The organism is Lachnoclostridium sp. Marseille-P6806, from assembly GCF_900625025.1.
In the GTDB taxonomy this organism is placed as follows: Bacteria; Bacillota; Clostridia; order Lachnospirales; family Lachnospiraceae; genus CAG-791.
The window spans coordinates 88070-105498 of sequence record NZ_LR130577.1; the positions used below are offsets into that span (position 1 = coordinate 88070).

At 47.6% G+C, this 17429-nt stretch carries 15 protein-coding genes and 1 pseudogene; 4 read left to right on the top strand and 12 right to left on the bottom strand.

Annotated features, from left to right (window positions below; translation table 11 throughout):
• The first annotated feature begins 88 nt into the window (after positions 1 to 88).
• Positions 89 to 808 (top strand): AAA family ATPase, encoded by a 720-nt coding sequence (locus E0E20_RS05980; protein ID WP_130837460.1) that lies wholly within the window; start codon positions 89 to 91, stop codon positions 806 to 808.
• A 3-nt stretch (positions 809 to 811) separates the two neighbouring features.
• Here the strand turns inward: E0E20_RS05980 and E0E20_RS05985 are convergent, their stop codons facing one another.
• The 4 genes from E0E20_RS05985 to E0E20_RS14570 all read right to left on the bottom strand — a co-directional run bounded on the left by E0E20_RS05985 (position 812) and on the right by E0E20_RS14570 (position 3441).
• Positions 812 to 1393, bottom strand: a complete 582-nt coding sequence (locus tag E0E20_RS05985; RefSeq protein WP_130837305.1) for a hypothetical protein — start codon at positions 1391 to 1393, stop codon at positions 812 to 814.
• A gap of 37 nt (positions 1394 to 1430) precedes the next feature.
• Complete coding sequence (locus E0E20_RS05990) at positions 1431 to 2606, bottom strand: serine hydrolase domain-containing protein (protein WP_130837306.1); 1176 nt, start codon at positions 2604 to 2606, stop codon at positions 1431 to 1433.
• 161 nt (positions 2607 to 2767) lie between these two features.
• The gene (locus tag E0E20_RS05995; RefSeq protein WP_130837307.1) at positions 2768 to 3226 is read right to left on the bottom strand and encodes a hypothetical protein; all 459 of its coding nucleotides are present in this window, start codon (positions 3224 to 3226) and stop codon (positions 2768 to 2770) included.
• A 32-nt stretch (positions 3227 to 3258) separates the two neighbouring features.
• On the bottom strand, positions 3259 to 3441 hold the full coding sequence (locus E0E20_RS14570) for a carboxylesterase family protein (RefSeq protein WP_130837461.1): 183 nt from the start codon (positions 3439 to 3441) through the stop codon (positions 3259 to 3261).
• Between the two features lie 136 nt (positions 3442 to 3577).
• Between E0E20_RS14570 and E0E20_RS06005 the strand changes: the two are divergent.
• Positions 3578 to 4875 (top strand): annotated as a pseudogene (locus E0E20_RS06005) (IS4 family transposase); the annotation flags it as partial.
• Between the two features lie 30 nt (positions 4876 to 4905).
• On the opposite strand, the gene E0E20_RS06015 reads toward E0E20_RS06005, so the two are convergent.
• The 5 genes from E0E20_RS06015 to E0E20_RS06035 all read right to left on the bottom strand — a co-directional run bounded on the left by E0E20_RS06015 (position 4906) and on the right by E0E20_RS06035 (position 10570).
• The gene (locus E0E20_RS06015; RefSeq protein ID WP_130837310.1) at positions 4906 to 6159 is read right to left on the bottom strand and encodes an ABC transporter substrate-binding protein; all 1254 of its coding nucleotides are present in this window, start codon (positions 6157 to 6159) and stop codon (positions 4906 to 4908) included.
• A gap of 82 nt (positions 6160 to 6241) precedes the next feature.
• A complete protein-coding gene (locus E0E20_RS06020; protein WP_130837311.1) occupies positions 6242 to 7348 on the bottom strand; it encodes a glycoside hydrolase family 172 protein in 1107 nt (368 codons plus the stop codon).
• 18 nt (positions 7349 to 7366) lie between these two features.
• Complete coding sequence (locus tag E0E20_RS06025; protein ID WP_130837312.1) at positions 7367 to 8221, bottom strand: carbohydrate ABC transporter permease; 855 nt, start codon at positions 8219 to 8221, stop codon at positions 7367 to 7369.
• A gap of 15 nt (positions 8222 to 8236) precedes the next feature.
• Entirely contained in the window at positions 8237 to 9115 is an 879-nt protein-coding gene (locus tag E0E20_RS06030) for a carbohydrate ABC transporter permease (protein ID WP_130837313.1), read from the bottom strand.
• Between the two features lie 153 nt (positions 9116 to 9268).
• Positions 9269 to 10570: an extracellular solute-binding protein gene (locus E0E20_RS06035; RefSeq protein ID WP_130837314.1), complete on the bottom strand. Its 1302-nt coding sequence runs from the start codon at positions 10568 to 10570 to the stop codon at positions 9269 to 9271.
• 220 nt (positions 10571 to 10790) lie between these two features.
• Here E0E20_RS06035 and E0E20_RS06040 point away from each other — a divergent pair, with 220 nt between their 5' ends.
• Entirely contained in the window at positions 10791 to 12593 is a 1803-nt protein-coding gene (locus E0E20_RS06040; RefSeq protein WP_130837315.1) for a sensor histidine kinase, read from the top strand.
• The gene (locus tag E0E20_RS06045; RefSeq protein WP_130837316.1) at positions 12590 to 14188 is read left to right on the top strand and encodes a response regulator; all 1599 of its coding nucleotides are present in this window, start codon (positions 12590 to 12592) and stop codon (positions 14186 to 14188) included. Before E0E20_RS06040 ends, E0E20_RS06045 begins: the two co-directional genes overlap by 4 nt.
• Before the next feature lie 43 nt (positions 14189 to 14231).
• On the opposite strand, the gene E0E20_RS06050 is transcribed toward E0E20_RS06045, so the two are convergent.
• From E0E20_RS06050 to E0E20_RS06060, 3 genes are all read right to left on the bottom strand, one after another.
• Complete coding sequence (locus E0E20_RS06050; protein ID WP_130837317.1) at positions 14232 to 15095, bottom strand: carbohydrate ABC transporter permease; 864 nt, start codon at positions 15093 to 15095, stop codon at positions 14232 to 14234.
• A gap of 10 nt (positions 15096 to 15105) precedes the next feature.
• Positions 15106 to 15981: a carbohydrate ABC transporter permease gene (locus tag E0E20_RS06055; RefSeq protein WP_130837318.1), complete on the bottom strand. Its 876-nt coding sequence runs from the start codon at positions 15979 to 15981 to the stop codon at positions 15106 to 15108.
• A 121-nt stretch (positions 15982 to 16102) separates the two neighbouring features.
• Complete coding sequence (locus tag E0E20_RS06060; RefSeq protein ID WP_130837319.1) at positions 16103 to 17413, bottom strand: ABC transporter substrate-binding protein; 1311 nt, start codon at positions 17411 to 17413, stop codon at positions 16103 to 16105.
• Positions 17414 to 17429: the final 16 nt, after the last annotated feature.

The following is a 17429-nucleotide window of genomic DNA, read 5'->3' on the forward strand; positions in this document are numbered from 1 at the left end:
TTCATTCCCCGCTCTCCCGAGTATAATAGATTATACTCACAAATGCCTTGTTTCATGAGCTCCCGATTTGAAGAAAGTGTATTTCCTGATGAACACACAGTTTGTCCGATCCGTACAGATTCACTGGGATCAGCTCCCGGAAGAGAGCTATGTCCGCGGCATTCCTGCCTTTGAACATGTCGATCAGATCGAATTTCATCACCCGGTCACGTTCTTTGTCGGTGAAAACGGCAGCGGCAAGTCCACACTCCTTGAAGCGCTTGCCATCCGCTGCGGCTTTAATCCGGAGGGCGGCACCCGCAATTATTCCTTTTCCACCTACGACGACTACTCGGATTTTCATGAAGCCGTCACGTTTTTCAAGGGATATCGCAAACCGAAATGGGGGTATTTTCTCCGGGCGGAGAGCTTTTATAATGTCGCCTCGGCGGAAGAAGAATACTCCCGGTACGGCGGCCGGCCGGAGCGGCTGCACGAGCAGTCCCACGGCGAGAGCTTTCTGTCCATTGTCCAGCACAATTTTCAGGCAGACAGCCTCTATCTGCTCGACGAGCCGGAGGCCGCACTGTCTCCGCAGAGACAGCTTACTCTTCTTGCGGAAATTGTCCGCTGGGCGAAGCAGGGCTCGCAGTTTTTCATCGTGTCACATTCGCCGATTCTGCTGGGAATCCCGGAAGCGGAAATCCTGACCTTTGACGACGGCCCCGTCCATCCGTGCCGCTATGAGGATACCGATAGCTATATGGTGACGAAAATGTTTCTTGAACACCGGGAAGCGCTTCTCCGCTGGTTGCTCTCGGACACCTAAATTTTAAAGCGGATGGCTTTCCAGCGTCCCCGCCCGTAGACGACGGAGACAAGGGCCGTTCTGACAAGCTGGTCTGAAGCAATGGCGAGCCAAGCCCCCGATCAGTCCCATTCCCAGCCAGTAAATCGACGCCTGCGCGATCACCGGACGAAGAAGCAGAATTCCGATCATCGTAATCACCGCCGTTGTCTTTGTGTCGCCTGCACCACGGAGGCTCCCCGAGAGGATGAACTGCGACGTCTGCACCGGCTGGAGCAGGCCCAGACTGACAGAAACGGCGATGCCGATTCGCACGCAGCGGGCGGAATAATGCTCCGCCATATCCGGCCTTTTCTTCCCGAGGCTCTGCCCTACCAGCGACGTGGATGACGCCGCCATGTCGACAGGGCTCGCCAGAAGCAGCTCCACCATGGAGGGCCACGCGATCCTCATCACATCTCTGACAAGGACAAGCTCTCTGCATCCCTCGGGCAGCTTCCGGCGTTCCCTGCGGCTCTTCGTCAGTTCTCCTGCGACAAACTCATCGGTTCCAAAGGGCAGTGAATCCAAAAAAGTAGTCGTCATCCTTTTTGCCGTATACTGCATTTTTCACTGCCCCCTTTGAAACAGAAGCTTCCGCGCACTACTGCTGCAGCGCCTCATATACCAGGTCGCGGATGGCGGGATGAATTTCCGAATAGACCACCGGGAAGCCCATAATATGCTGCACATAGAAGATACTGACGTGATGGATCGGATCGATCACCACATACGCCCCGGCCGCTCCGTCCCAGCCGAACTCCCCGAGCGGAGATTTCGACCTGCTGCCGTCAATCAGCACACGGACGCCGAGGCCATAGCCGTAACTGTCTTTCCCGGACTCCTCAAAGTCTTTCTGCATCTGTCCGGTCGTATAATTCGTCATAAACAGGCGGATCGACTTCTCAGACAAGATTCTTGCGCCGTTCCGTCCTACACCGCCGTTTGCCAGAGCATCTATCACCGTGCTGTAATCCGCGATGCCGGCAATCAGGCCGGCTCCGCCGCTCTCGTAATTCTCCGTAATCTTAAAGCTGTCCGACATTTCCCCGTCGTCGCGGACGATATCCTTTGTTCCGAATTTCCCCATATAAAGGGCGGCAAGTCTTTTTTGCTGCTCCGCATCCAGACCGAAGTGGAGATCCGAAACTCCGAGAAGGCGGAAAATATGTTCGTCAAGATATTCGCTGAATTTCTGACCGGAGACGATCTCCACGACGGCCGCCAGAACATCATGTGCAAGGCTGTAAGCCCAGCGCGTTCTCGGTTCATACAAAAGAGGCATTCCGGCCATTGCCCGGACGACCTCCTGCGTAGACGCCTGATTGCCGCTCTCTTCCTTGACGCGCAGCAGCTCCGGCGCCGTCGTATTGTAGTTCAGTCCGGCCGTCATGCTCATCAAATCAATGATCCGGATGGAATTGTGCGCAAGATGACACGGATCGCTGCGCTCCGGCCAGTGGATCGGAAACGAAAAGGTATACTCATCGGCGACATACAAGCATCCGAATTCCGGAATAAATTTCTGCAGCTCATCATAGAGGCCAAGTTTCCCCTGCTCGATCAGCTGCATGACCGCCGTCATGGTGATCACCTTTGTCGCAGAGAACAGACGGTACAGATTGTCCTCCCTCGTAGGGATTTTTTCCTCATAGTCGCAGAACCCGGTCTGATGCCGGTAAACCGTCTCATGGTCCTTAGTCACAATAATATCCGATCCCGGTACGCCATAGGATTCTTTCAGGCCGTCCAGATACATCGTCAGCTTTTCAAAATTCATATTTTCCTCCTTGCCGAAGCACATTGGTGCGAGGCGCGCGACGCCGCGCCCCTGCCCCGCGGCACTTCCGTTGATATCAAGAGTATAAAAAACGGCTATGCTTTCTTCCTTAAAAAAACGAACCTGCTCTTTCAATTTTGTACGCTGAAATCAGAGCTCCATCAGCTGTCCCAGCCGCATCGGCTTCGGCTCGCGGCTTTCCGCTCTCTTCTTAAATAGAGATACACAATCCGCTCCTTATCCTCTTCGGTGAACATGTGCGAATCATTTCCCAGAATGAAGACCTCATCATCCTTTTCATACGGCTTCTCCGCGCAGTGCGGACTGCCCGCACGATGACTGCGCTCTGTCTCATTCTCCTTGTTCATCAGCCATACGTATGCTCTGCGCCCGTACTGAACGCATTTCTGCGCCAGCTTGATGGAGCCGAGAAGCATGATGTCCGAGGCGATCGTCGCGCCGGACTTCGCCGCCTTCATCGGAGCCGTCCCGGGATACCACTGCTTCATCCGGCTGATGTTGTCCGCAAAATTCCTCTGGAGATAGGCTTCGTATTCTTCAACCGGAAGCCCTTTCTCTTCATCCCCAACAGGGAACTCCTGCGCACAGCTCCCGATCATGACGTCAAAATCATTGAATTCCCCGCGCTCGATCAGGTCTGAGTACTTATGTTGTCCGGATCGCCGCCGAATGCCGCGATGTTGTTCTTAACCCAGCGGCAGGCCTTGACGATATCAAACAGCGCATAATTGCCGCTCGAGCCATTCCCCTCCGCCGTGCACCCATATGAATACCGGCAGCTTATCCTCCGCGGTCCCGGCCGGGGACCAGATATTCACTAAAACTTCCCACACCCAAAAGGTGTGTTGAACCTTGAAACCTCAATAAATGTAGGCAATAAAAAAGGCATAGAACTCTGTTCCTTGGTGTAATTGAATTGACTAGAAACAAATAAACTAAGGAGCAGATCTATGCCAGCTTCAATTCTACCACAGGACCAGGACGGACAGGAACTTTATAATGCAATTTCTTCTTTTTTCAGCACTTTTCACATTGGAAATCTGTTGCGTAAATGTAATGCGCAGAAAGAAAAGGGAGTTCCGGTTCTCCAGATTTTCAAATATAAGCTCTGCAACGTCTTCGCCAATCGAAGCATGTATATGCAGCAGAAAACAGGTTCTTTCAAGGAATCTTTCTCCAAGAATACGTTCTACCGTTTCATGAACAGTTCTAAGACCAACTGGATGAAATTCACAATACTACTGTCGAAGTCTGTGGTGGATACCCTTGAACCTCTTACCAGTGAAGACAGAGTGAATGCTTTCATCGTTGATGACAGCCTGTTTGAAAGAACCAGCTGCAAAAAGACAGAACTGGGATCGAGGGTATTTGATCACGCTTCCATGCGCTACGCAAAAGGCTATCGCCTGCTGACGCTAAGTTGGACGGATGGCAATACCATGATCCCTGTAAACCGCACGCTACTTGCATCTTCAAAGGAGCAAAATATACTCGGTGTTCAGAAGAAGTACGATGGCCGTTCTCTTGCCGGACGCCGACGCAAGCGTGCACAGATAAAAGGCACTGATGCCATGCTGGAGCTGATTCGTACAGCCCAGTCAGCTGGTCATAAGGCAGACTATGTGCTGTTTGACACTTGGTTCTCCTCTCCGGCTCAGATTCTTTCTGTTAGAGATCTTAGTCTGGATGCTATAGCCATGATCAAGAAAAGCTCCAGGATCCGGTACGAATTCGAAGGGAAACAACTGTCACTCATCAGGATTTTCAGCGCTTGCAAGAAACGCAGGGGTCGTAGTAAGTATCTGCTCTCCGTAGATGTAATGGTAGGAAAAGAACAGAAGATTCCTGCCCGCATCGTCTGCGTTCGCAATAGAAGCAACAAGAAAGATTGGGTTACCTTCATCTGCACAGATATGAGTCTCAGTCCGGAAGAAATCATCCGGATATATGGCAAACGCTGGCAGATTGAAGTCTTTTCAAGACCTGCAAATCATACCTGAACCTGATTGGTGAATGCCATTCTCTTTCTTACGATGCTCTGACAGCACATGTAGCTATCGTGTTTGCACGGTACATGATGATTGCATTGGCGCAACGTAAAAATCAGGACGAGCGGACGCTGGGCGAGCTATTTTTCTATTTCATTGACGAAATGGCTGACATCACTTTTGTAGAATTTTATCAGATTCTGGTAAAAGCAATGTTTGAGTGTATCTATGCCATTTTTCAGGTAAGTGAGAAACGGATGGATGCGTGACGAGAACGATATTCTCCGTTCTTATTCTTCCACTATACTCTGTGCTCTTTCACAGAATTCATCCAGTGTAATTTCATTCATAATGTATTCCTGAAAGTTTTCACCCATTTCCGAAATACTCTTCATCGGAGCATCCGTAAAATACCGGGCTTCCAGTTCACATTCAGAAACATATTCTCTCATGATATCCAAATCCGGAATCTGCAGCTCTTCATCAAGAATATCCAGTCTGGCCGGCAATCTGTGCAGTGCGTTGCTGTATGCTTTACACCCCTCTGCGCTGGCGCAATATGTCAGGAACTTTTCAGCCGCTTCCTTATGATCGGATGCATTGTTAATAATATACTGCCATGTTGCAATATTGGTTTTCATTGCGCCAAAATCCGGCAGTTTTACAATATGTATCTTATTTTCTTCATACCTGCCATCCTGTACGAAAAAATTCATGGCTCCGCTGTACATAAATATTGAAGCATATTTGCCCTCAATAAATTTCTGTTCCATCTGGTCGTATTGATCTACCAGCTGGTCTATGGGCGTATCATGGTTTCGCGCCATATCATGCAGTAATTTGACGGCTTCCCTTGTCTGTTCATCTGACCAATCGAGATAGTTTCCGCCAAACATATTCACAAATTGATAAATCTCATTATATACGTAGGTCTTCTCCCATGCTCCGCCATATCCATATGTTCCATCGCTCCGCGTTTTTTCAGCCAAATGCTTAAACTCATCGATGTTATTGATATGTTCGATTCCTGTTTTATCAAGGATTTCCTGATTGACCCAGAACATCATTATATCCATATAGAATGGCACGGAGTACAGAATATCTCCCTCCATCGGTATGGCTTTCAAATACTGCTGCGGATACAGCCCCCGTATTTCCGGTGAAACCGTTTCTTCTGAAATCGGTTCCAGATATCCTTTGGACTTAAATTCACTCATCATTTCATCATTAACAGTAATGACATCTACCGATCTGTCGCCTGATGAAAGAATCGTTGAAATTTCCGCATGCCTGTTATCCGCGTTTTCATTGGGCTCGCGCACATTGATTTTTATATTTAACATCTGTTCCGCATCCCGGATAAACTCCTGATAAGCAGGGCTTGAGGCATCCATACTCAGGAGAGTTATTGTTTCATCGCAACGATTTTCCGCGTCTTTGTCACAAACAGCAGTGGGCTCGGCCGTATCAGAGCCGAGCCCGCAGGCTGTCTGCAAACATCCGACCACCAGAACCGGAATGATCCATAAAAACCATTTCCTCATACAGTTCCTCCATGCCGAAGCTCAAATCGCCGTGTGAAAAATCCCTGTGCATCCGCGTGATTTTTCACACGATATTCCTTTTTTATCTGGGCCATCTCTCCTCTGACGGCGGAAGCTCCTTAAACTTTGCATGCGGAAGCAGCTGATACCAGTATGCCACGCTGGCAACATCGTCCTGTCGTTCAAAGAGACCTCGATATCCAACTCCGATCTGCTGAATCGTCACTCTCAGGTTTTCATCAAAGCAGATCGGGTCCTGAATATGCCATCTGTAAAAACCGCGCTGCGGCATTGTATCATTGTTATGGTATAAATTATGAACGGCATCATCCTGTCTGGAATAATAAGGATATCCGAGATATGGCGTACAATAATTCTGTTCCACGGTTTCACCGTTCACCTGTTTGGCAAAGCTCCATGACCCTCCGAAATAATCCTCCGTCCCCGTCCCGCAGATTGTCGGGTACTGTTCATCGCCATCAATATAGAACTTAAGTTCACCCTCTCCCCACCAATACCTTTCCAGCGTGGTAAGAGCGAGATATGTCCCAACATAGTGGCCTTTGCCTTTCACTCCGTCAATAATCGTATAGTCAACGCCCTTTTTCGTCAGTCTTTCTCTTCTCCACTGCGCATGAAAGTAATTGATATCTTCAGGGAGATCATCTCTCAAACTGTAATCGATCTGATAGAAAAACGCGGGAATCGGGTTGACATGCTGATTTTCCAGAATCACCCGTGCTTTTTTCTTAAACGGCATCTGAAAATAGCAATTCATTCCTCTGGAGGGAACAACAACCATCGGGAGAGAATTAACCACACATTCACGCCCAAAGCCACAGCAGAAGAAATCTCCGAGAGGAGCTTCGACCGAGGGATCGCCTTCATCCTCCCAGAAAATTTTCAATACCAGATCACGCAGGACGAAGCAATCCGCTTCTGTTGTCCGGTCCGCCACCGTTACCCAGATATGATTGATCATACCCGGACCCTCCATCTCGCCAAGAACAATCTCCGCTCCGGCGGGTATATCGCGAAGACAGGGACTCCCCTTGCGTGAAGGACCTAAAACGCCTGCTTCCATTCCTCCTCTTCCTTTTTCTCCCGTTCTGTTTTCCGCATTGATCGAACGGCTTTTCATATGCTTATTGAGCGGAAGAGATGACAGCGAACCATGAAAATCATACATACCAGAACCTCCTGAGGCTTACTCTTTGACACCGCCCGCCATAATGCCGTCCATGATCTGTTTCTCAAAAATTGCAACAAAGATGATAATAGGAAGAAGAATAATCCATCCCATTGCACTTGTCAGATCCCACGGAACACCATACATATTATCGCGAAGCGGAAGCTGCACAATGGCTACCGACAGTACCTGTATTCCATTTGAATAATATAACGGCGTAAAAAAATTATTAAGACAGTTAATAAAGTTGATGATACATACTGTCGCAATGGCCGGTTTCATAAGAGGAATCACAACGAAAAATAATCTTTGAATGAAGCTTGCGCCGTCAATCGATGCGGCCTCTTCCAATGATTCAGGGATCTCTCCCACAAAGTTTCTGAGAATCAATACCGAAAACGGAATCACACTGCTTATATAAAGAATGATCAGACCCGGAAACGTATCATAAAGCCCGGCCTTTTGCATGAATTCATAGAGCGGACGAGCCGTCACAACCTCTGGTATCAACATCGTTGCGACAATAAAGCCAAATACAAGACTGATTCCTTTATTCTTAGCAAATCGGCAAAATGAATATGCGCCAAGCACACATACCAGCGTACTGATCACCAGTGTAAATCCGATAATAATTGCAGTGTTCTTTATTTTATCCATCAGGCCGACATTATCAATCAGGAACCGATAGCTTTCCAGCGTGGGATGATCCGGCAGGTAGTCGATCGGTGATTTGAACAGTTCCCCGGGTGATGTGATGGAAGAAATAAAAATCCAGTAGACCGGAACAAGGACCACTAGTGCAACAATTGCTGCAAGAATCCATTTCCCGGCTCGTACACCGATCGTATAAATTTTGTACTTTGTATTATTCATTCTGTATGGTCTCCTTTAATCAGCCATTTTTGTCTGGAGCCGCATATTCAATGACGTAAATATGAGCATTACAATAAACAGCAGAACGGCAAGCGCTGCTGCATAGCCCGTATTAAGATTCGTGAATGCCTCCATCGTGATCCGATAAGCAATGAGAGCCGTGTCCTCTCCCGGCCCGCCCGACGTCATCGAATATACTAGATCAAAGGAGGTCAGCCTCCACAGCGTAAAAGGAATCGTCAGAGTCGCTACATTTTTTGCAATCAGAGGCAATGTGATTTTTGTAAAGCACTGTATTCCGCTTGCGCCATCCACTCTGGCCGCCTCATAAATATCGTGGGAAATAAACTGAAGTCCTGATAAGACAAGAATGGCAAAGAACGGCAGATCTTTCCAGAGATCCATCACAATTACTGCAAATCTGGCCGAGTTCTTATAAATAAGCCAGCTGTAATTAAAATCCGGATTTATGAATCTGCGGATCAGATCATTGATCAGGCCGTAGTCATTATTAAAACCCCATTTCGCGGCCATACCGATTACAACGGCAGGCATCGCCCATGGAATAAGAATTATTGTTCTTAAAAACCTCTGTCCCTTGAACTTTATGTTCAAAATCAGCGCAAGTATGACTCCCATCATAATGTGGAGGATCATAGACGCGGCCACAAAAATCACAGTAAACTCTATACTTGTCAGCACCTTGGGATCTCTGAAAGCAAAGATATAGTTTTTAATTCCGCAAAATTCATTTTTCCCCTGCAGCAGCTTAATATCAAAAAAACTGTTGCGAATCGTTGCCGCGATGGGATAAAGCGTCGTAAATGCACGGATGGACAAAACCGGTATTACCAGAAGCCATGCGGCTGCCAGTATTGATTTTTTATTTTTCATTATAATCCTCTAGGCCGAAGCCCAAATAGCGTGTGCAAAAATCATCGCATCCGCGTGATTTTTCACACTATTCCCCGTCAGTCTCTTATAAAGCCGGGGCACATCATGAACCATGTGCCCCGGCTTCCACCATATCAATCCGTTTCGCGTCAATTACTGATACTGCTCAACATATCCCTGCGCCTGTTTAAGGAAATCATCCACTGTAATTTCATCTCTCACATAGGATTGGAAGATGGTTCCCATTGCGCTGATGAATTCCATTGTCTGAGGAAGCATCGGACGGCCCATAACGTTACATTCGGACGCATATTGAGAATACATTTCCTTTGTCGGGTCTGTATCCGGAACAACCTCTTCCGCAACATCCGCCCTTGCCGGGTAACGGTCAAAATACTTATAGCCGGCTTCCATCCCGTCTTTTCCCGCCGCAAACTGCAGGAACTTAACCGCTGCATCCTGATGCTCAGATGCCGCATTCAGAACATAGCTCCATGAATCCGTAAAGATATATCGCTGTCCGTCCTCCGATAAGCAGGGAACCATTGCCTGATGAATCTTATCCTCTCCAAGCATTCCAGCGTTTGCATAATCTGTTCCAAGCCCCCACATAAACCAGCAGCCATACTTGCCATCATTGGCTTTCGGATTCATCTGCTCATATTTATCTGCCAGCTGATCAAGTGGTGTATACCCATTCTTAACAAGATCATGCATGAATTCCATAGCCTCTTTATTCGCCGGGTTCGTCCAGTCATAATAATCGCCGCCGAACATATTGACAAACTGGGCAATTTCATTGAATACGTATGTTTTCTCCCATGATCCGCCGTATCCATATCTGCTGCCATCAGAGACAGCTTCCATATACTTCATGAAATCTTCCTTGGTATTAATCGATTCAATCCCAACCTCGTCAAGGATTTCCTGATTTACCCAGAATGCAAGGTACCCCGCATAGCTGGGCACGCCAATGATATCTCCATCATTGCTGGTGATCATCTGCTTTACATAACCCTGCGCAAATTTATCACGGATATCCTCTGTCATGACAGTATCATTCAGTCCGACAAGCCAGCCGGAATTCTTAAAGGTCGTGGACATTTCATCATTGATCTCAATGATATCAACACTGGAATCCCCCGTAGAAAGCATGGTCGTAATCTTCTGCTGCCGGGTATCAGAATCCGTAGGCGCTGCAATTACATTGATGTTCAGTCCGGTTCCGGCTTCAACGTCTGCAAGCCATTGATCAAACTCGGGGTCTGTCGTCTGAATGGAATAAAGAGTAAGGTCATACTCTTCATCTCCCTGAGACAAGGCCGCCTCTGCTTCTTCTGCTGCTCCCGCAGCTCCTGTACCTGCTGCCGCTCCGCCGGATGATGCTCCGCAGCCGGCAAGCAGACTGGCTCCCATAGCCCCGCTGAGTACTAAACCAATCAGTTTCTTTTTCATTTCCGCCTCCTTAATCCATCGACACGTCATCAGGATGTCTCTGTTTTGTATTTTTAGGTTAACAAAGCAAATTGGAATTAAAAATATGATTTATTACTATCTGTTTATGAAAAATTTTGATTTGCAGTTGTCTGACTTGAACGAAAAAATCATTTTGAGACAATAGTATAAAGGAAACTCGAAGCGGCTCGCATAAAGCGCTTCGGCATGGTGATTTTTTATGAAAGAAAAAAAGTTATTCCGCCCGATTTTTCTTTTGAAATTTCAATCCAAGCTCTTTCTCAGCTTCATCTTTTGCAGCATGGTTCCGCTCATCGCAATGGGCTTTTTATCGTATCGTTATACCTATCGCAATGCCGTTGAACGTGTGCTTCAGACGACCATACGCTCCGATGATCTTCTGAATTCCCAGCTCAATGATCGGATCAGACAGGTAGAGACGGTTGCGGACACCCTCCAGTACGACATGTATACTTTGAATCAATCACAAGGAGACATTTCAGATGAGCTTTCTGTCTTCACGAATGTGCGCAACAATATCAGTCTGTATAAATCAACCTTTGATTTTCTGCATATATTTGTTTTTCTTCCAGATAACTGCATCGGCTCCGATGAGGGGCTGACCTTTTTTTCAATCGAGGATCTGAAGAAATTCCAGTCATTTTCAAACAGTTCCGGCATTTCTTCTCTCTGGTTTTATCAAAGCGACATTGTTTTGCCGGAGCTTGTTTCCTCCAGAAATCCCTCGGATTCCGTCGGATGCGCCCGCATATTGACTGACCAGACCACCGGCAAAACAGACTACGCTTATATCATCTTCCTGCAGCCCCGGGAATTATCCGGCTTACTGCGTCAGACCTATACCGATTTATCGATTGCCAGCTATATTCTTTCCTCCGATGGGCAGATTATGGCCCATACCGATGAAGCTCTTAACGGTTCAGCAATACCCCGGGATCATTTCCGGCATCTGATAAGTTCCGGATCAGAATTTTTATCCGGGCATACGCACTATCACGTGATTAAACTGGCAAATGGATGGTTTCACGTCACAGAAATCCCTCAGGAATACATCGATTCCAATATTCATGTTCTGGTCATGAGTATTTTCGTGATTTTTCTGCTGACGACTTCCAGTATTGCCGCCCTAACCATTGTCCTTTCGCGCACCCTTTCCAAACGGCTGACTACGATTTCGGACGCCATGGAGGCTTTCCGGCTCGGGCACTCTTTCCCCAAGGAAAAGGAACAGCAGCTGGTGCTTGCCGGCAATGAAAAGGATTATGATGATTTCGATAAATTAGGCGTTACATTTTTAGAAATGAATCATTCCATTAACAGAAGCATGCACTCCATCCTCGAGTTATCTCTTACGGAAGAGAAGCTGCGGTACAAGCTGCTCCAATCCCAAATCAATCCGCATTTTCTTTATAATATTTTAGGGACAATCAATAACTGTATATCTCTCGGAAAGCTTGATATCGCAACAAAGATGACCACGAATCTCACACAGTTTTACCGTCTTACCCTGCGCAAATCCGACGAAATGATTCAGATCAGAGATGAGCTTGAGATATCCCGGCTCTACCTTGCGCTTGAAAAGCTGTGCCACAATGATACTTTATCATGGGAAATTCATGCAGAGGATGGAATAGAGAACTTTTACATCTGCAAATTCACGCTGCAGCCCTTCCTCGAAAATTCGATTCATTACGGCTACGCACCGGGCATCGATAAAATACATATTACAGTAGACATCCGCTACGGCGACGACACTGTGATCGCCACGGTACAGGACAATGGAAAAGGCATTGAAAACGACAGGCTCGCGGAGCTTCAGAAAATGCTGAAAAGCAACTCCTTAAGCTATACAAAGCATTTCGGTATCGGTAATGTTAACCGGAGGATTTCCAGTCCTAATTACGGAAACGGCAAAATTGAAATCTGTAGCGCCGATGCCGGAGGCACTCTGATAACCATTACATTGAATCAAATTGATGAATACAGGGAACAAAATATATGAAAAAAGTAATGATTGTCGATGACAATTACATTTCTGTCGAGGGAATCGCTGCCGGCATCGACTGGGCCGAATTAAATGCTCTTGTCACGTTCAAAGAAAATGACGGCTGTTCAGCCGTCAGGGATATGAAAAAAGATCCTGTGGATCTTATCATCTCCGATATCGAAATGCCTCAAATGGACGGGATTGAAATGTGCCGGCAGGCGTTGATAATCAATCCTCAGGTAAAAATTCTTCTGATCAGTGCCTTTGATAAATTTGAGTATGCCAAAAGAGCCATTCGGATTGGTGTATATGACTATATTGAAAAACCGGTCGACTATGCCTATCTGCGCAAAAAAATAGAAAACGCCCTCCGGATTATGGATCAGGAGGATCGAAATCGCCGGATTATTGAGCAAAGCCGCCCGGTTTTAATGGAAAAATTTCTGATTGATTTGGTAACAAACGCCGGCGATAAGGTTCAGGATCACCTTGGCCAGTATGCAGACTTCCTTAACATCCGCACCGACTACTCCCATTACAATGTCATTAAAATTGAAATTGCAAATGCGGCAGATATTGAAAAGGTGTACGGCGTTATGCAATACCAGATGGAAATACTGGGCACCATCGACCGGCTGAAGGAACAATGCTCTATTTATAACTGGTTCTGCTGGACGACCCGCTATAACGAGATCGTATGCTACATTGGTCAAAACACGAATAATCCCATCCATTTTCTTCAGGTTATTCACAAATGCTCAGAGGATATCCTCGCATTTTCCTCGCGGACCCTGCTCGATATCAATATAGGAATCGGAACCATTGTAGACAGTATATGGAAAATGCACGTTTCATATGAGAACGCCAGTAATGCTCTGAAATATCGCTTCTGTTTTCCCCATGAATCCATTTATGATTCAAACGATATTGATAAGCATTCTTTTTCACTGACTCTTGATTCCGACCGGACAGAGGATGAACTGATTCTATTGCTGGGAAATAAAGACGAAGAAAAAATCAAAAAATGGCTGGGCGGTTATTACAATGATCTGCTGACCACCTCTGCGACAAAAGGCATCCTTTTTACAAGGACCTATAACCTTGTCGGAAAAGTACTGCGCTTTCTCTATGAGCTCAATATGGATTCCACTGATCTTGAAAATGACATCGCGGGCCTGTACAGTGAATTTGATAAATTTGATACATATCAGCAGCTATACAGCTGGACTTGCGAATTTTGCCGCAAGGTATGTCAGAAAATGGATACCTCCACATACTCCTACCACGCTCAAATATGTCAGAAAGTCTCCTCTTTCATTGAGCACAATTTTATGGATAATACTTTGAGCCTTGCTGATATTGCACGCGACGCCGGCGTCAGCAAAGCCTATCTGTCAGCGCTGTACAAAAAGCTCACCGGTCAGAATATAAATGATACAATCTATAGCTTTCGCATCCAGAAAGCATGCCAATTACTGGCAGGCTCTGAGCTGCCGTTAAAAGACATCGCAACGCAGTGCGGATACAGTAATCAATACTATTTCAGCAACAGCTTTAAGAAAAATATCGGAAAATCTCCCTCGGCCTATCGGGAAGAACATAAACGATAAATGCGTGCATACGATACTCCGTTGCGAAATGATCCCATATTAACTACCCCTTAATCCCGGAAAGCGCGATCCCCTCCACGAACTGCTTCTGAAGAATGCAGTACATAACGAAAGGGAAGACGAACGAAACGGCAGCACCGGCCATAAGAAGACCGTAATTGGTCGCATACTGCGTCTTCAGCAGGGACAAGGCGACCGTAAGCGTGTACATCCCGGATTTGGATGTGGAGATAAGGGGCCACATGAAATCATTCCAGCTGGTCACGAAGGTGAAGATCACAAGCGACACCAGAACCGGCCGGATCAGGGGAACCACGACGTTCAGGTAGATTCTGAACTCCGGGCAGCCGTCAACCTGCGCCGCCTCAATCAGATCGTCCGGCACTCCTTTCATAAACTGGCGGATCAGAATCACGCCAAAGGCATTCAGAATCAATACGATCAGGGCATAGTAGGTGTTGAGGAGCTTCATCTCTTTCATCATCAGAAAGATCGGAATCATGGTGACCTGTCCGGGGATCATCATCGTCGCCAGATAGATCAGATACAGCTTTTCCTTCCCCGGAAACTGTTTCTTCTCAAATCCATAGGCCGCCATGGAGGCGATGATGCAGTTCAGGACGCAGGAAAAGCCAACAACAACGATACTGTTCCACAGCGATCGCAGAAACCCGTTGTTGCGAAAGACATAGTTATAATTGCTGAAGTCCGTGAGGCGTATCTCACGCAGCTGGAGCGTCGCCGTCGTCGACTGCGTAAAGGACATCAGAACCATGTAAATAAACGGCGCGATGCAGATCGCCGCAAACAGAACCAGAATAACCAGACCGAGGATGGAAAAAACCGTCCATTCGCGTTTCCTGCGGCTTCTGTGCTCATACTTGTCTGTCAATGCAGAATTACCCATCTCTCTTCCCTCAATCCTTTTCCTTAAAGAACTGGTTCTCAATCAGATTCACAATCAGCACGACAGCGAGGAGAATAATGGCCTGAGAGCAGGCATACCCCATCTTGTTCTGCTTGAATGCCGAGTTGTAAATTCCCATAACCAGCGTAACGGTTGATTTGCCGGGCCCACCGCCTGTCATCTGATAGGACAGGTCGAACACCTGAAAGGACCAGATAATGCCCAGCGTAACGACAAGATAGGTAATGGATTTCAAAAGAGGAAGCGTCACCCTGAAGAACTGCTGCAGCGCGGTGGCGCCGTCGATTTCCGCCGCCTCGTACAGGTCCGTCGGAATTGCCATGATCCCGGCATAATAGATCACGAGAAAGTATCCGATGTTTTTCCAGATGGCGACGATACATACCGAAATCAGAGAGGTGCCGGTATCGCCAAGCCAGTTCACGGGAGCGCCTCCGAAGATGCCAAGGATGCTGTTGAGCATGCCGCCGTCCGTCGCAAGGATGATGCGCCAGATCGTTGCCGCCGTGATGCCGGATGCAATGACGGGAATAAACATAAGACTTCTTAACAATCCGCCGAAGCGCTTGTCTTTCAGCTTGACTGCCAGAAACGCCGCGAAAACCAGAGCCAAAATCGTCTGGAGCGGGACTGTGATAATCGAATATACCAGCGTATTCTTCGCCGCCGCCCGCACGTAGCTGTCCTTAAAGGCTTTCAGAAAATTGCTGATTCCGACAAAGGCCGGCGCTTTCATCATGTTGTAATCGGTCATGCTGAAATACAGCGTCATAAAAATCGGAATGATCGCATACATTATCAGCAGAATCAGGCTCGGAAGAATATACAGCACTCCATACAAGGCCTGTCTCTTTTTTCTGGTCACGGTTATGTCTCCTCTAAGCCGCAGCAGGGACACACATCGGCAGCGCCGCTGCATGCCCCTGCATTCTGCAAGCCTTTCTCCGTTCAGGAAAGAACTTCTCTTTCAGAACGATGGCATAAACTTATTTTAGATTCTCATTATAATACGTTGTTGTTTCGGAGAGAACAGCCGCCGGCTCCATCTCCCCGAGCATCATGGACTGCAGGTTCTTGAAAAGGGAGTCGTACATGCCGGAAGCATTCGCAAATACCGGGAGGGACTGCATATTGTCGCTATAATTGGCGAACATGTCGTCAAACTTGTTGTTCTCGCCGGTATAGCTGTCGTCCTCGGTAATGGCAGGCTGCTGGGAAACTCTCTTATGGAAGTCCGCCATCACCTCTGCGCTGGAAAGATACTTCATCAGCTTCGCCGCAAGCTCCTTGTTCTGACACTTCTCAAACATCACAAGGCAGTCCGCCGCAACAAAGGTTTTGGACTGATCTCCTGCGGGGCCCTTGATAACCGGCGCATAATCCCAGTTGACGCCGTCGATCTTAAGGGCATTGGAGGTTGCGCAGTAAATCATCGCGGCCTCGCCGTTCTTAAACGAGGTGAGCGAATCATCGTTGGAGGTGGCAGACGCCGGAATGATGCCCTCCTCCTTCAGCTTCATAAGATACTCGGTCGCTTCCAGACCCTCCTTGGTGTCGATGGTCAGATTGCCCTCCTCATCGACGATCGAAGCGCCCGCCCCCCAGAAGAAAGGCCAGTAGATCTCATTCAGGGAACCGTAATGCGGATTGCCCCAGTCCTGCATGAGCGGCGAAACGCCATCGCACTTTTCAAGAATTGCCTTGCCGACTGTCTCAAGCTCTTCCCATGTCGCCGGAACCTTGTCGATTCCCGCCTCGCCAAGGATATCCATGTTAGCAATCAGAACACGGGGATTCCCGACCACAAAGGGAAGACCGTACTGACCGCCCTGAATATTTCCAAGGCTGTAATACTTGTAATTTGCCTTTTCCTCATCGGTAAAATACGAATCGACATCCGCAATCATGCCGTTGTTTATATAGTCATAAAACATTTCCATATAGAGATATCCCACGTCCGGGCCGTCGTCCGAGGTGCTCCCCGTGAGATACTTCTCTTCGTATCCGTCCCATGGCGTGATCTCGATAGATACCTTACAGTTGTTTTCTGCTTCAAAAGCAGCCGCCTTTTCGGTCCAGAAATCAAGATCCGTGATTTCTCCATCGGTTCCGGCAAAAGGGGGAAGCCAGAGGGTAAGCGTCTGCGCTTCGCCGTCTGCGGCTTCGGCTGCCGGCGTTTCCGCAGAGGCTGCACCGGAGGATTCCTGCGCTGTCTTGCCGGTGCCCCCGCAGCCGGCAAGAAGCCCCGCGGCCATCGCTGCGGATGCAGCAAGTGCAATAAACGGTTTCTTTTTCATAATTTTCTCCCTTCTT